This window comes from Pseudomonas trutticola BRTCR10, assembly GCF_056155105.1.
On sequence record NZ_CM149552.1, the window covers coordinates 4,705,096 to 4,719,665 of the forward strand.

General features: G+C 59.5%; 13 protein-coding genes. 5 read left to right on the forward strand and 8 right to left on the reverse strand.

Annotation, left to right across the window (positions count from 1 at the left end; genetic code table 11):
- Nucleotides 1–9: 9 nt before the first annotated feature.
- The 4 genes from ubiG to ACVVH8_RS21360 all read left to right on the forward strand — a co-directional run bounded on the left by ubiG (nt 10) and on the right by ACVVH8_RS21360 (nt 3,597).
- Nucleotides 10–708, forward strand: coding sequence for a bifunctional 2-polyprenyl-6-hydroxyphenol methylase/3-demethylubiquinol 3-O-methyltransferase UbiG (gene ubiG, locus ACVVH8_RS21345; RefSeq protein ID WP_025113081.1), 699 nt, complete (start codon nt 10–12; stop codon nt 706–708).
- Nucleotides 709–712: 4 nt separating this feature from the next.
- Nucleotides 713–1,384, forward strand: coding sequence for an N-acetylmuramic acid 6-phosphate phosphatase MupP (mupP, locus tag ACVVH8_RS21350; RefSeq protein WP_315445819.1), 672 nt, complete (start codon nt 713–715; stop codon nt 1,382–1,384).
- 184 nt (nt 1,385–1,568) lie between these two features.
- A complete protein-coding gene (locus ACVVH8_RS21355) occupies nt 1,569–2,309 on the forward strand; it encodes a YciK family oxidoreductase (protein ID WP_103305667.1) in 741 nt (246 codons plus the stop codon).
- A 361-nt stretch (nt 2,310–2,670) separates the two neighbouring features.
- Nucleotides 2,671–3,597, forward strand: a complete 927-nt coding sequence (locus ACVVH8_RS21360; RefSeq protein WP_103305666.1) for a GGDEF domain-containing protein — start codon at nt 2,671–2,673, stop codon at nt 3,595–3,597.
- A 137-nt stretch (nt 3,598–3,734) separates the two neighbouring features.
- On the opposite strand, the gene ACVVH8_RS21365 is transcribed toward ACVVH8_RS21360, so the two are convergent.
- The 7 genes from ACVVH8_RS21365 to ACVVH8_RS21395 form a co-directional block, all read right to left on the reverse strand.
- Complete coding sequence (locus ACVVH8_RS21365) at nt 3,735–4,496, reverse strand: TenA family transcriptional regulator (RefSeq protein ID WP_371919323.1); 762 nt, start codon at nt 4,494–4,496, stop codon at nt 3,735–3,737.
- A 79-nt stretch (nt 4,497–4,575) separates the two neighbouring features.
- Nucleotides 4,576–7,035, reverse strand: a complete 2,460-nt coding sequence (locus ACVVH8_RS21370) for an EAL domain-containing protein (protein ID WP_475226217.1) — start codon at nt 7,033–7,035, stop codon at nt 4,576–4,578.
- 201 nt (nt 7,036–7,236) lie between these two features.
- Entirely contained in the window at nt 7,237–9,063 is a 1,827-nt protein-coding gene (locus tag ACVVH8_RS21375) for an ABC transporter ATP-binding protein (protein WP_475226219.1), read from the reverse strand.
- A complete protein-coding gene (locus ACVVH8_RS21380; protein ID WP_172828209.1) occupies nt 9,056–9,658 on the reverse strand; it encodes a DsbA family protein in 603 nt (200 codons plus the stop codon). The genes ACVVH8_RS21375 and ACVVH8_RS21380 overlap by 8 nt, the downstream gene beginning before the upstream one ends.
- A 35-nt stretch (nt 9,659–9,693) precedes the next feature.
- Nucleotides 9,694–10,635: an oxygen-dependent tRNA uridine(34) hydroxylase TrhO gene (gene trhO, locus ACVVH8_RS21385; RefSeq protein WP_475226222.1), complete on the reverse strand. Its 942-nt coding sequence runs from the start codon at nt 10,633–10,635 to the stop codon at nt 9,694–9,696.
- 300 nt (nt 10,636–10,935) lie between these two features.
- Nucleotides 10,936–11,235 carry a BolA family protein gene (locus ACVVH8_RS21390; RefSeq protein WP_095125183.1) on the reverse strand — a complete coding sequence of 100 codons (300 nt, stop codon included), beginning with the start codon at nt 11,233–11,235 and terminating at the stop codon, nt 10,936–10,938.
- A gap of 12 nt (nt 11,236–11,247) precedes the next feature.
- Nucleotides 11,248–11,769, reverse strand: coding sequence for a DUF2059 domain-containing protein (locus ACVVH8_RS21395; protein ID WP_008079765.1), 522 nt, complete (start codon nt 11,767–11,769; stop codon nt 11,248–11,250).
- Between the two features lie 193 nt (nt 11,770–11,962).
- Here ACVVH8_RS21395 and ACVVH8_RS21400 point away from each other — a divergent pair, with 193 nt between their 5' ends.
- A complete protein-coding gene (locus tag ACVVH8_RS21400; protein WP_103305659.1) occupies nt 11,963–13,357 on the forward strand; it encodes a class II fumarate hydratase in 1,395 nt (464 codons plus the stop codon).
- A gap of 103 nt (nt 13,358–13,460) precedes the next feature.
- Here the strand turns inward: ACVVH8_RS21400 and ACVVH8_RS21405 are convergent, their stop codons facing one another.
- Complete coding sequence (locus ACVVH8_RS21405) at nt 13,461–14,420, reverse strand: EamA family transporter (protein WP_315445815.1); 960 nt, start codon at nt 14,418–14,420, stop codon at nt 13,461–13,463.
- Nucleotides 14,421–14,570 lie beyond the last annotated feature (150 nt).

Here is a 14,570-nt window from a genome sequence, read left to right on the forward strand (position 1 = left end):
GAATTGAACATGAGCAACGTCGACCACGCCGAAATCGCCAAATTCGAAGCCCTGGCCCATCGCTGGTGGGATCGTGAAAGCGAATTCAAACCGCTACACGACATCAATCCGCTGCGGGTCAACTGGATTGACGAGCGGGTCAATCTGGCTGGCAAGAAGGTCCTCGACGTCGGTTGCGGCGGCGGCATTCTCAGCGAAGCCATGGCCCAGCGCGGCGCCACCGTGATGGGCATCGACATGGGCGAAGCGCCATTGGCGGTGGCGCAACTGCATCAGCTGGAATCCGGCGTCAGTGTCGAATACCGGCAGATCACCGCCGAAGCTTTGGCCGAAGAAATGCCCGAGCAGTTCGACGTAGTAACTTGCCTTGAGATGCTTGAGCACGTGCCCGACCCATCGTCGGTGATCCGCGCCTGCTTCCGCATGGTCAAACCGGGCGGCCAGGTGTTCTTCTCGACCATCAACCGCAACCCGAAGGCGTACCTGTTTGCCATCGTCGGCGCCGAATACATCATGAAGCTGCTGCCGCGCGGCACCCACGACTTCAAGAAATTCATCCGCCCGTCCGAGCTGGGCGCCTGGAGCCGCATGGCCGGCCTGACCGTCAAGGACATCATCGGCCTGACCTACAACCCGTTGACCAAGCACTACAAACTGGCCAACGACGTTGACGTCAACTACATGATCCAGACCCTGCGCGAGGAGTAAGCCGATGGCCATCAGAGCAGTCCTTTTCGACATGGACGGCACCCTGCTCGACACCGCGCCGGACTTCATCGCCATTTGTCAGGCGATGCGCGCGGATCGCGGCTTGCCGCCGATGAACGACAAGCACATCCGCGATGAAATCTCCGGCGGCGCCAAAGCGATGGTCGCGGTGACTTTCTCGATGGACCCGGAATCGCCGGGCTTCGAGCAATTGCGTCTGGAATTCCTCGAACGCTATCTGGTTGGCTGCGCAGTGCACAGCAAGCTGTTCGACGGCATGGGAGAACTGCTGGCCGACATCGAGAAAGCCAATCTGCTCTGGGGCGTGGTGACCAACAAGCCGCTGCGCTTCGCCGAGCCGATCATGCAACAACTGGGGCTGGCCGAGCGCTCGGCGCTGCTGATCTGCCCCGATCACGTGAAAAACAGCAAGCCGGATCCGGAGCCGTTGATCCTTGCGTGCAAGATGCTTGATCTGGATCCGTCGACGGTTCTGTTTGTAGGCGATGATCTACGCGATATCGAGTCGGGCCGCGATGCCGGTACAAAAACGGCAGCGGTGACGTTTGGCTACATTCATCCGGATGACAACCCACGGCACTGGGGTGCGGATGTTGTGGTGGATCATCCGTCGGAGTTGCGCAAGGTGCTCGATAGCGCGCTTTGCAGCTGCTGACCCGACTGTTTGCAGGAGCCGTTTGTGGCGAGGGGATTTATCCCCGATCGATGGCGAAGCCGTCGTTAAACCTGCACGTCAAATCGACCTGAAAGAATGCTGGGCTGCTGCGCAACCCATCGGGGACAAATCCCCTCACCACAAAGGGTGAAGCAGGTCTTCATGAATGGATTGTGAGGTTTTTATGTTCGATTACTCCGCTCGTCCCGAATTGCTCAAGGATCGGGTCATTCTGGTCACCGGTGCCGGGCGCGGCATTGGCGCGGCTGCCGCCAAGACCTACGCCGCGCATGGCGCTACCGTGCTGCTGCTGGGCAAGACTGAAGCGAATCTGACCCAGGTTTACGACGAGATCGAAGCGGCGGGCCATCCGCAACCGGCGGTGATTCCGTTCAACCTCGAAACCGCCCTGCCCCATCAGTACGATGAGCTGGCAGCGATGATCGAAAGTGAATTCGGTCATCTTGACGGTCTGCTGCACAACGCCTCGATCATTGGCCCACGCACGCCGATCGAGCAGTTGTCCGGCGAAAACTTCATGCGCGTCATGCAGGTCAACGTCAACGCCATGTTCATGCTCACCAGCACTCTGCTGCCGCTGCTCAAGCTGTCGCAGGATGCTTCGGTGGTGTTCACCTCCAGCAGCGTCGGGCGCAAGGGTCGTGCCTACTGGGGCGCTTACGGCGTGTCGAAGTTCGCCACCGAAGGCCTGATGCAAACCCTCGCCGATGAAGTCGACGGCGTGGCGCCAGTACGCGCCAACAGCATCAACCCGGGCGGCACTCGCACCAGCATGCGCGCGCAGGCTTACCCGGGAGAAAACCCGCTGAACAATCCGACTCCGGAGGAAATCATGCCGGTCTATCTGTACTTGATGGGCCCGGACAGTACCGGCATCAACGGCCAGGCATTCAACGCACAGTAATGCCATACGTCGCATTTGTTGCCGTGGCGGATTACCGTCGCGGCACGCATTTGCCGCTGCCTGCCGTCACATAACAGTCAAATATCCAGCACGACCTCCTTACCTTTCATATCAAGTCGTTGATTTATAACGGGTTAAATAAAACCGAACCGAATGGCACGACTTTCGCTCTAATTTTCCTCAAAGCATGCCGTGTGAAGGCAATGGGGCAAGGCCTGATTCGATAGCTGACTAATCGTCATCAGGCAGACTAAACTTACGCCAAATGTCCTACGGGACTGATGGATCAGTATGACGCGCAGCCCATAGCCGCTCTCACCCAGCCTGTAAGACAGACTTACTGCTTAGGGGCTCACGCCATATGAAATCACCCTCCCAGACCAATGCAATTGACTTTGACAGTGCCAAATTGCAACGCCTGGGCTTTGGTCAACTGCCTCCCCTTCTGGAGCGACCGACCAGCCTGGCGCAACTGCGCCAGCAAATGAGCCTGCAACTGCAAACCAGTCTTGAACCGCAACGGATCCTCGGTCTGTTCTTCCGCGAAGTACAACGTCTTGTGCCGCTGGATGCCTTGAGCTACGCGCATCAGGGCAGTGACCTGCGCCTGGAATTCGGCGCCCGAGGCCATCATTCGGTCAGCTATAGCTTGAGCCACGAAGGCGAGCACATGGGCGAACTGGTGTTCCGGCGCAATCAACGTTTCAACGAACAGGATCAGGGCAATCTCGAATCGCTGCTGTCGTCGTTGCTGTTTCCGATGCGCAATGCCCTGCTCTATCGCGCCGCGACGCAAAGCGCATTGCGTGATCCGTTGACCGGCGCCGGCAACCGCATCGCCATGGAGCAAACGCTGCAACGCGAGATCGAAATGTCGCGTCGGCATCTGCAACCTTTATCCGTGCTGATGCTCGATATCGACCACTTCAAACGCGTCAATGACAGTCATGGACACAGCGCTGGCGACACCGTGCTCAAAGCCGTGGCCGCATCGATCAAGGGACAGTTGCGCAACGTCGACATGGTGTTTCGCTATGGCGGGGAAGAGTTTCTGATCCTGCTGTCCAACACCAGCCGGGAAGCGGCGGCGATGGTCGGCGAGCGTCTGCGCTATGCGGCGCAGGCGGCGGAGTATTACGCGGATGGGCAGTTGATCGAATTGACGGTCAGCCTCGGTTGCTCGACCCTGCTTCCGGGCGAATCGGTAGAAAGCCTGTTGCGCCGCGCGGACAGTGCGCTATACGTGGCCAAACGCGAAGGGCGTAATCGCTTGGCGATGGCGGGCTGAGTCCCTCCATACACCACAAAACAGTGTGGGAGCGAGCCTGCTCGCGAATGCGATCTGACATTCAACAATGAGTTGACTGACACACCGTTTTCGCGAGCAGGCTCGCTCCCACATTTGGTTTTGCGTTTAGCCGAATATCAGCTCTCGACCACGGCCCTGCGCTCACGACTTACCAGCAAACGCTCCGACGTTTCGAGCTGCATGCAGCGTTCCAGGAACAGGTACATGTAGTCATAGCTCTTGCAGATCGCCTGACGCAGCTCGGCCTGCAAAGCCTTGCTCGGGTTCATGCCCGCCAGGGTGCAGATGATTTCCAGCGCCTCCCACGGATGAGCATCATCGTATTGGGCGTGCATCTTCAGCCACTTCATCGCCCGCTTTCGGTCTTCTTCGGGGAACGCAGCGGCGTAAACCCCGGTAGAACAGACCAGCGCCGACCACTCCCCGGTCGCGCCTTCGATAGCGTAATTGGTCGCGGCGATGGCCACGATCAGCGAATCGGCAGAACTGGTGTGCCAGCACCAATGACTCAGCGCATGCAGTTCGGGCGGCACGTGCTGGGCTTGGAGATCTTCCAGACTGACGCCGTGCGCGCGACTCCAGTGCACCCAGTAATCGGCGTGATTGAGTTCAACGCGGATGTTGCGCATCAACCAGCGCCGCGCCATGTCTTCGCCCGGGTGACGGGCAAATTTGGTTTTGGTGAGATTCTGCGCCATGTACAAGGCAAATTGCTCAACCACCGGCCAGCCCCCGATCAGGTACTGGCGCATGGTTTTGGCGCTGAGCTTGTTATCGCGCATGCGCAGATACAACTCATGTTCGACAACCCGGCGCTTGCTCTCGCTGCAATCCTCGATCAGCTGTTGTGCCCAGCCGGGATAACTTGCAGCTTCCATGAGTGGTCCGGTTCGGTTGAATGTGTCGATCACTGTTCGGCTCCTTTTGATTTGTGATTGTAAGGATCGGCGAGAGATTTCAACGGAACGTGCCAGGCGCTTTGAATAACAGCGGCTGCGGTCTGGCGGGGCGACTTAGCAAACTGTCGCAGGTAAACAATTGCGGGCGTTCAATAACATAACCCTGAGCGTAATCCACACCAATCTCAAGCAATGCCTGCTCGATCTGGGTTGTTTCAACAAACTCGGCAATTGTCTGCTTACCCATGACATGGCCGATGTGATTGATCACTTCGACCATTGCGCGGTTAATCGGGTCGTCCAGCATATCCTTTACGAAACTCCCATCGATCTTCAGGAAGTCTACAGGCAAATGTTTCAGATAAGCGAATGAAGACATTCCGGCACAAAAGTCATCAAGCGAGAAATAGCAGCCCAAGCCTTTGAGTTCATTAATAAATCTGATTGCACTACCCAAGTTTGAAATTGCACTGGTTTCAGTAATTTCAAAACAAATCATTTCAGGCGGAATCGAATAAATAACAAACTGTTCCCGCAGGAAGTGCAAAAACGCGTCATCTCCGATAGTAATGCCTGACAGATTAATCGCACATATTGCTAATGGGCCTTTATGTTCTTGTGCAATACATTGAGCAATAACCTTAAATACGTTTTGCACTACCCAGCGATCCAACTGACTCATCAAACCATAACGTTCGGCGGCCGGAATGAAACTGTCCGGCAGAATCATCCGACCGGCTTCATCGTGCAGACGCAGCAGAATCTCGATGTGCCCACCCTTGCCGTCGCTCGGTTTCAGCGGCGAGATTTCCTGGGCATAGAGGCAGAAGCGGTTCTCTTCCAGCGCCATGTGCAGTCGTTGCACCCAGGCCATTTCGCCGAAGCGCAGCGACAGCTCGGAATCGTCGGCATGGTAGACCTGCACGCGGTTGCGCCCCTTCTCCTTGGCCATGTAGCAGGCCATGTCGGCAGCACGCAGCGAGGCTTCGAGGGTTGTCGGCGTTTGCGCGACATGGACCAGGCCGATACTCACGGTGGTCAGGAAGGGCCGCCCTTTCCAGACAAAATGCAGATTCTGCACGGTCTGGCGCAGCGACTCGGCGATCTTCTCAGCCGCTTCCGGCGCGCAGTTCTCCAGCAGAATGCCGAACTCGTCACCGCCCAGGCGCGCCAGCGTGTCGCCCTCGCGCAGGCCTGATTGCAACAACGTGCAGATGTGCCGCAACAGTTCATCGCCGGCGGCATGCCCGCAGGTGTCGTTGACCAGTTTGAACTGATCCAGATCGAGGAACATCAGCGCATGCCGCCCGGACTGGCGCGTGAGGTTGTGCAATGCCTGTTCCAGGCGATATTCGAACTCGCGGCGGTTGGCCAGCCCGGTCAGCGCATCATGGGTGGCCTGCCACGACAGATTGGCGATGTATTGCCGCTCCTGGGTCATGTCGTGCAGCACCAGCACCGTGCCAATGACCTTGCCGCTATTACGGATCGGCGCGCCAACCAGCGTCACCGAAACCGTGCTGCCATCCAGACGCTGGATCAGCTTGGAGTGCTCGCTGCCACCACTGAGCTGGCCGCTGAGTATGTGCTCGATCAGGGTCAGGCCTTCGGTCTGGGCGTTGTCGTCGAGCAAGTTGAACAACGCCGCCAGCGGCAATCCTGCGGCCTGCTCGGCCTTCCAGTGGGTCATGGCTTCGGCGGCGGGGTTCATGTAATCGATAGCGCCGCTCACGTCAGTGGTGATGACGCCATCGCCAATCGATTGCAACGTGACATGCGCGCGGTCCTTCTCCAGTTGCAGCGCTTCGGCGAAGGCATGACGCTGCTTGAGCAGTTTGTGCGTGCGTAACAAGGCCAGCACGATCAAGCCCAGCGCCGTGGCCAGGTTGGTGAACAGCAGCAGCCGCAGGATCATCCGCGAGCCTTCGCCCAGGGCATCGCTGAACGCTTTCGCCGCCGGTGTCACGCCGTCATTGATGGCAAAGATCCGCGCCTTCCAGCCCTGGATGTCGGCGCTGCTGGCGCTGTTCTGCGCAATGCTCCGATGCATCTCGCGCGCCACGTCATTGAGCTCGACCAGATAGGCGTCACCCACGGTCCAGCGGTCGATGGCGGTTTCCAGGTAACTGAAATGACGGAAGTTGAGGTACAGCCAGATCAGGCTGGAGACGTCATCGGGGTGATTGCCGCCCTTGAGAATGCCTTCGCGCGCAGCAGCCAGATCCGGCGGCTGGCGATCCAGCGCGAGGCGTAACTGATGGCCGCCCTGAGGCACGGCAATCGCATTCTGGTATTTGAGGAAAATCGACTCGTCACGACTGTCGGCGTACAGATTGAGGTAGTAGATGGCGTCTTTCTGGCCCTTGGACCAAAGACTCTCCCCCGCCACATACCCGCGAACGGCCGACAGCACGTAAAGACTCACGCCCCCCAACAGGGCCTGAAATAACACGACGGCAATAAATGGCCAGACGATGCCCAACAACCGTGGCGTTCCGAGAGTCCGCTTTTGCTTCATGAGATCCCTTGCGCAAGCACTGCCAGATGAACACCGGAAAATACCGCTCCTGACAGCTCAGCCTAGGCTAATTTTCGACATGTCAAAGGGACAGCTTTGCCGTCCTCTATGTCGATCGTGCAACGTTGCTGTCCGCGGAGGTATTCCGGGCGTCTTTAGTCAAAGCAATTCAAGCACTAAGCACAGAAACGCCGACAAAACTCAAGGGCGCTGGATTTGTTGCAGGTGGCCATAGAGTTTGGCGTACAGCCCGCCGTCGGCAATCAACTGCTGATGATCGCCATCTTCGGCAACCTGCCCGCCATCGAAGACCAGCACCCGATCAGCCTGCTTCACAGCCGACAGGCGGTGGGCAATGATCAGCGTCGTGCGGCCGTTGAGAAAGCGCGCCATGGCTTGGTGCAAGTTGTATTCGGTGGCGGCGTCGAGGGCCGAGGTGGCTTCGTCGAGGATCACCACTTTCGGCTCGGCGAGGATCATTCGCGCAATCGCCAAACGCTGGCGCTGGCCGCCAGACAGACGCACACCGGAGCGCCCGACGATGCTGTCGAGGCCGTCCGGCAAGGCGCGGATAGCGGGTTCGAGCTGGGCGATTTCCAGCGCCTGCCAACAGGCTTCGTCGCTGCGGGTGCGGCCCATGGTCAGGTTGGCGCGCACGGTATCGTTGAACAGCGCCGGGTGTTGCAACACCACAGCGACGTTTTCGCGAACCGTCTCCAGGCCGATTTCCTGTTGGGTCGAACCGCCGAAACGGATGGTCCCGGCGAGCGGCGTGTACAGTCCCAACAGCAACTGCACCAGGGTACTTTTGCCGCCGCCGCTGGCGCCGACGATGGCCACCTTCTCACCGGGCGCGATGGACAGGTCCAGCTTGTTCAGCACCAATTCGTCGCCATAACCGAAGCTCAGGCCTTGCACCTGAATGCCCACGGTGTCGCGGCCCTTGAACGGATCGACACCGCCCGGGTACTGCGGCTCATCGGCGCGTGCCAGCAACTCGTTGATCCGCGCCAGCGCACCGCCGGCCGCGTAGTAGGCGTATTGCAGATTCAGCAGCTGTTCCACCGGGCCGATCATGAACCACAGGTAACTGAACACCGCGAGCATCTGACCGATCGACAGGTCGGAAAACAGCACGGTGAGCATCGCCGCCGCACGGAATATATCGATACCGAACTGGAACAGCAGGCCACTGGCGCGGTTGGAGGCGTCGGTTTTCCACTGGGAGTTGACTGCGTAATTACGCACTTCCTGCGCGCGCAAGCCGAGCCGGCCAAGGAAGTAACCCTGACGGTTGCCCGCACGCACTTCCTGAATCGAATCGAGGGTTTCGCTCAGCGCCTGGGTGAAACGCGCCGTGCTGTCGTTCTCGAGTTTCTTCAGATGCTTGACCCGTTTGCCCAACTGCACCGTGGCGTAAATCACCAGCGGGTTGAACAGCAGAATCAGCAAGGCCAGTTTCCAGTGCATCCACATGAGAATGCTCGCGGTGCCGACCAAGGTCAGCATCGCCACCAGAAAACGGCTGAGGGTTTCACCGACAAACTTGTCGAGGGTGTCCAGGTCCGTGACCAGATGCGTGGTCACCGTGCCGCTGCCGAGACTTTCGTACTCGCCGAGGGAAATACGTTTGAGCCGATCAATCAGGCGCACGCGGATGCGATAGACGATGTCCTTGGCCAGCCGTGCGAACAGCCGCGACTGCAACACGCCAAAACACAACGCGCTGCATCGCAGTGTCAGGGTGACCACCAGCATGAGGCCGATATAACCCGCCGCTTGCTGCCACATCGTCGGCAGCACATGGTTCATGACTTTCAGCGCGGCGTCGCCGTGGCCGAGCAACACCTCGTCGACCAGCAATGGCAGCAGTAGCGGAATCGGCACGCTGCACAGCGTCGCCAGCACGGCCACGCCGTTGGCGATCCACAGGGATTTTTTGTGATGCAGTGCCAAGCGCCGGACTTCTGCCCAGCTCAGCCGGTCGACACGCTTTACGGCTGGCGTGTCATCGGCCCGATCAGGCACAGGCAGCGCGCTCCAGCCAGCGGCCGAGCAAGGGCGACAATTCGCTGAGCGGTTGATAGCCGTTGGTGAGCAACGCCAGTTGGCCATTGCGTTCGGCGAGCAAGGTCGGGAAACCGGCGATGCCGAGATCCTGTACCCAACTGAAATCGGCCTGAGTCGCTTTGTGTTGATCGGCATGATCGAACAGCGCGGCGAATTCGATACGCGGCACACCGGCCTGTTCGGCCAGTTCCACCAGTACGCTGGCCTGAGTGACATCGCGACCTTCAGCGTAAAACGCCTGCTGAATCAGCCCAACCAGCGTCCACGCACAATCGGGCGCAAGGCTGCGCGCGGTGACGATCGCGCGGCAGGCAGGTTCGGTGTCGTAAACAAAACCATCGGGCAGCGCGCCGTCGAACTTGAACGGCTGGCCGGTGGCCTCGGTGACCGCTTGCCAGTGCTCAAGGATGTAACGACGCGTGGTCGGTTCCAGCGCCGAACCGCTGCCGGTGCGCAAACCACCGACCACCAGATGCAACTCCACCCCGGCTGCCTGCGCCTGCTCGACCAGTGCCTTGGCCACCGGAGCGAACCCCCAGCACCACGAACACATCGGATCCATCACATAGAGCAGGCGCGCAGACATGGTTAAGCCTCGGTGGATGCTTGCTTATAGTTGTAGCCGATCGGGTGCGGCTGGTTGCGCGCCTTGGCCAGTTCGATCTGCTTCTGCCGATCGGTGGCGCTGCGACGGGTTTTCTCGCTCAGGCTGTTCCAGCAGTGCGGGCAGCTGATACCGGCGACGTAATGTTCGGAGGCGCGATCTTCAACGCTGACCGGCGTGCGGCAGGCATGACATTGATCGTAGTCGCCTTCGCTGAGGTCGTGGCGCACGGTCACGCGGTTGTCGAACACAAAGCAGTCGCCCTGCCACTTGGTTTCTTCCTGCGGCACCTCTTCGAGGTACTTCAGGATGCCGCCCTTGAGGTGGTAAACCTCTTCGTAGCCTTCACCGAGCATGTAGCTCGACGCTTTCTCGCAACGAATGCCACCGGTGCAGAACATCGCGACCTTCTTGTGCACGGCCGGGTTGAAGTGTTCTTTGATGTAGTCGGGGAATTCACGAAAACTGGTGGTTTTCGGATCGATGGCGCCCTCGAAGGTGCCGATCGACACTTCGTAATCGTTGCGCGTGTCGATCAACAGCACTTCCGGGTCGCTGATCAACGCGTTCCAGTCTTGCGGATCAACGTAGGTGCCAACCTTTTTGTTCGGGTCGACGCCTTCGACACCGAGGGTGACGATCTCTTTCTTGAGTTTGACCTTGGTGCGGTAGAACGGCTGCTCGTCGCAGTACGATTCCTTGTGGTCGATGTCGACCATGCGCGGGTCGTTCTTCAACCAAACGAGCAGGCCGTCGATGCCTTCGCGCGTGCCGGAAACCGTGCCGTTGATGCCTTCTTCGGCGATCAGCAGGGTGCCTTTGATGCCGTTGTCGACCATCGCTTGCAGCAGTGGCTCGCGCAGGTTGACGTAATCTTCGAGGGTGACGAACTTATACAGTGCCGCCACGACAATCGGTTGTGTCATGGGTATTTCTCCAGGTGGCTACCCTCGTAAAGGGTGAACCGGATTCAAAAAAAACGCGCCGACTAAGCGGCGCGTTGCGGATTCTAGCAAAAACACTGTGGTTTTAGGATCTGCTGATGTCTCTGTGGCGAGGGGATTTATCCCCGATGGGGCGCGAAGCGGCCCCAACCCCTGATAATGCGTATTTCAGGCATATCGAGTTCTGTGGTTTTGGGGCTGCTGCGCAACCCATCGGGGATAAATCCCCTCGCCACAAAAATTCCCTCATCACAAAAGCACCACGAACAAAACCGTCCAATATCAGTGTTTGCTACCGCCGGCACAGGTCGGCGACGCCGGGGCGGCGCCGATCTCTGCCCATTCCTGCGGGGTGTAGGTGTGCAGCGCCAACGCATGGAACTCACCCATCAGCTCGCCGAGCGTGCCGTAGACCTTCTGGTGGCGCTTGACCCGGTTCAGGCCGTCGAACTGCGCGCTGACCACCACAGCCTTGAAGTGGGTCTGTAACCCGCGACTGTGCATGTGGCTTTCATCCAGCACTTGCAGATGCTCGGGCTGAAGCAGACCCAGCGTCGATTCGATGCGTTGTTGCATGGTCATCACGAACTCCGCTTACGGCTTTTTCTTGGCCGGAGCAGCGCCTTTCGGGGCCAGCTCGTTGGTCATGTCTTCCAGCAGCTTGTTGACCACCGGTACTGCGCTTTCCAGCTTGGCCTGGGTCATCTGGGCCGATTGCTGGGTCAGCTGCGGCATTTTTTCCAGGACTTTCTTGCCCAGTGGCGACTGGTAGAACGCAACCAGGTCCTTGAGCTCGGATTCGCTGAAGTTGGTGGTGTAGAGCTTGACCATGTCCGGCTTCAGCTTGTTCCAGCCAATGGCCTGGTCCAGAGCGGCATTGGCCTTGGCCTGATAGGTTTCCAGGGTGGCTTTCTTGGATTCCGGGGCTTTGGTCTGTTCAAAACGCTGGGCGAACATTTGCTGCACTTGCATGTACACCGGGGTACCCAGTTTGTCAGCGTGCGCCAGGGTCAGGAAAGCTTCGGCACTGGCGTTGTGGCTGGCGGTATCGGCAAGCACCTGGCCGCTGGCGCAAACCAGTGCAACCGCGGTACAGATGGCACGAAGACGAGTCATCGAGTTTCCTTTTAAGCAAAGCGAGGTAAAACCCCAAGGGCGACCATTCTGCGCCTAAAAATCGCTGCGGCTCAACCCCCGGGCCTTGCCGCGCTTGATTGACGGGGATTTGCCGGTCAACAATCGGATCGAGGGAACCACCTGGGCCGACACCGGCCTAAACTGCGCAAACAGACCAACAGGAGTGTGCACGATGAGCCGTATCGAAACCGACAGCCTGGGCCAGATCGATGTCCCGGACGACGCCTACTGGGGTGCTCAGACGCAACGCTCGCTGATCAACTTCGCCATTGGTCAGGAACGCATGCCGCTGCCGGTATTGCATGCCCTGGCCCTGATCAAGAAAGCCGCCGCACGGGTCAACGACCGCAACGGCGACCTGCCAGCCGACATCGCCCGCCTGATCGAACAAGCCGCCGACGAAGTCCTCGACGGCCAGCATGACGACCAGTTTCCACTGGTGGTCTGGCAGACCGGCAGCGGCACGCAGAGCAACATGAACGTCAACGAAGTGATCGCCGGTCGCGCCAACGAACTGGCCGGCAACCCGCGCGGCGGCAAGACGCCGGTGCACCCGAACGATCACGTCAACCGCTCGCAAAGCTCCAATGACTGCTTCCCCACCGCCATGAGCATCGCCACCGTCAAAGCCGTGCAGGAGCAACTGCTGCCGGCGATTGCCGAACTGTCCGGTGGCCTCGCCGAATTGGCCGCCCGGCACATGAAACTGGTGAAAACCGGTCGCACGCACATGATGGATGCGACGCCGATCACCTTCGGTCAGGAATTGTCCGGTTTCATCGCGCAGCTGGATTACGCCGAACGGGCGATCCGCGCCGCGCTGCCGGCGGTGTGTGAACTGGCGCAGGGCGGCACCGCGGTCGGTACCGGGCTGAACTCGCCGCACGGTTTTGGCGAGGCAATTGCGGCGGAACTGGCCGCGCTGTCGGGCCTGCCGTTCGTCACCGCACCGAACAAGTTCGCCGCACTGGCCGGCCACGAACCGCTGACCAGCCTGTCCGGCGCGCTGAAGACCCTCGCCGTGGCGCTGATGAAAATCGCCAACGACCTGCGCCTGCTCGGCTCCGGCCCACGCGCAGGTTTTGCCGAAGTGCGCTTGCCGGCCAACGAGCCGGGCAGCTCGATCATGCCCGGCAAGGTCAACCCGACCCAGTGCGAAGCGCTGTCGATGCTCGCCTGCCAGGTGTTGGGCAACGACGTGGCAATCGGCATTGCCGCCAGTCAGGGTCACTTGCAGTTGAACGTGTTCAAACCGGTGATCATCCACAACCTGCTGCAATCGATCCGCCTGCTCGGCGACGGCTGCAGCAACTTCCAGCAGCACTGCATTGCCGGTCTTGAGCCGGACGCCGAAGTCATGGCGAAACATCTGGAACGTGGGTTGATGCTGGTGACGGCGCTGAACCCGCACATCGGTTACGACAAGTCAGCGGAAATCGCCAAGAAGGCTTACGGCGAAGGGCTGACCTTGCGTGAGGCCGCGCTGGAACTGGGCTATCTGACTGATGAAGAGTTTGATGCGTGGGTGCGGCCGGAAAACATGATCGAGGCTGGCGCCAAGGGCTAAGTCCTTCAGCACCTGAACGTCCGCCATCGCGGGCAAGCCCGCTCCCACAGGGTTATGTGCATACCTGTGGGAGCGGGCTTCCCGCGATGAACGATGACGCGGTTCAACTCGCTGCCACCTTCAGCCGCCGCGCCCTCAGCCCGGCAATCAACGAAGGCCCCAACGCCACCAGCGCCGACCCCAGCACCACCAGCACTGCGCCGCCATAACCGAGCGCATTGATCTGCTCGGCATGCACATATTCCGGCCAGACCCCGGCCGCAATTGCCACCGCCCCGAACGTCACCAACGGCGTGATCGCCAACGTCGCACTGACCCGCGATGCCTCCCAATGCGCCAACGCTTCGGCAAACGCGCCATAGGCAATCAACGTGTTCATGCAGCACGCCAGCAGCAGCCAGCCCTGCAACGGGCTCAACTCAAGCGCTTCGAGCGGATGCACCCAAGGCGTCAGCAACAAGGCGCAGAACAGGTAGATCACCATCATCACTTGCAGCGAATTCCACACCGTCAGCAATTGCTTCTGACCCAGCGCATAAAAGGTCCAGACCGTCGACGCCAGCAGCACCAGCAACACCCCGGCGGTGTAATCCGACAGCGAGGTCAGCAACTCCGCCAGACGCTGATTGAAAAACAGCACAAACCCGATCAGCAACACCGCCAGGCCAATGCCCTGGCCGATGCTGAAGCGCTCCTTGAACACAAACAGACTGGCGATCAGCAACATGATCGGCCCCATCTGCACCACCAGTTGCGCAGTGCCGGGACTCAGCAGGTTCAGGCCCATCAGGTACAAAACGTAGTTACCGACGAGCCCGAGCACGGCCATCAACACCAGCCAGCCGCCCTTGGGCCCAAGCACTTTGCGGCTCGGAAGGCGTTTGACCGCCGCCAGGTAAATGAACAGACAGCCGCCGGACACCGTCAGGCGAAACCAGGTCACCGTGATCGGGTCCATCACCAGCAAGACCTGTTTGAGCTTGATCGGCAGGATGCCCCACAAAAACGCCGTCAGCAGCGCCAGGAACAAGCCGTACACCCAGCGACCCGATGAAATGTGCATGCGAACCCCGAAGCCTGCCGACAAGTGCGCTCATTCTAGGCTTGGCAATGGACGCAACACAGGGACAGTTCAGGACACGCCGCGAATGAAACTGTGCAGGTCGCAGCATTAAATTGACGCGGCGCCGTTGATCGGCAGAGCAAGCAGGGT

Coding starts and splice junctions, on each gene's coding strand:
- ubiG (WP_025113081.1), top strand. CDS start 10: ATGAGCAACGTCGACCACGCCGAAATCGCCAAATTCGAAGCCCTGGCC.
- mupP (WP_315445819.1), top strand. CDS start 713: ATGGCCATCAGAGCAGTCCTTTTCGACATGGACGGCACCCTGCTCGAC.
- ACVVH8_RS21355 (WP_103305667.1), top strand. CDS start 1,569: ATGTTCGATTACTCCGCTCGTCCCGAATTGCTCAAGGATCGGGTCATT.
- ACVVH8_RS21360 (WP_103305666.1), top strand. CDS start 2,671: ATGAAATCACCCTCCCAGACCAATGCAATTGACTTTGACAGTGCCAAA.
- ACVVH8_RS21365 (WP_371919323.1), bottom strand. CDS start 4,496: ATGGAAGCTGCAAGTTATCCCGGCTGGGCACAACAGCTGATCGAGGAT.
- ACVVH8_RS21370 (WP_475226217.1), bottom strand. CDS start 7,035: ATGAAGCAAAAGCGGACTCTCGGAACGCCACGGTTGTTGGGCATCGTC.
- ACVVH8_RS21380 (WP_172828209.1), bottom strand. CDS start 9,658: ATGTGTTCGTGGTGCTGGGGGTTCGCTCCGGTGGCCAAGGCACTGGTC.
- trhO (WP_475226222.1), bottom strand. CDS start 10,635: ATGACACAACCGATTGTCGTGGCGGCACTGTATAAGTTCGTCACCCTC.
- ACVVH8_RS21390 (WP_095125183.1), bottom strand. CDS start 11,235: ATGACCATGCAACAACGCATCGAATCGACGCTGGGTCTGCTTCAGCCC.
- ACVVH8_RS21395 (WP_008079765.1), bottom strand. CDS start 11,769: ATGACTCGTCTTCGTGCCATCTGTACCGCGGTTGCACTGGTTTGCGCC.
- ACVVH8_RS21400 (WP_103305659.1), top strand. CDS start 11,963: ATGAGCCGTATCGAAACCGACAGCCTGGGCCAGATCGATGTCCCGGAC.
- ACVVH8_RS21405 (WP_315445815.1), bottom strand. CDS start 14,420: ATGCACATTTCATCGGGTCGCTGGGTGTACGGCTTGTTCCTGGCGCTG.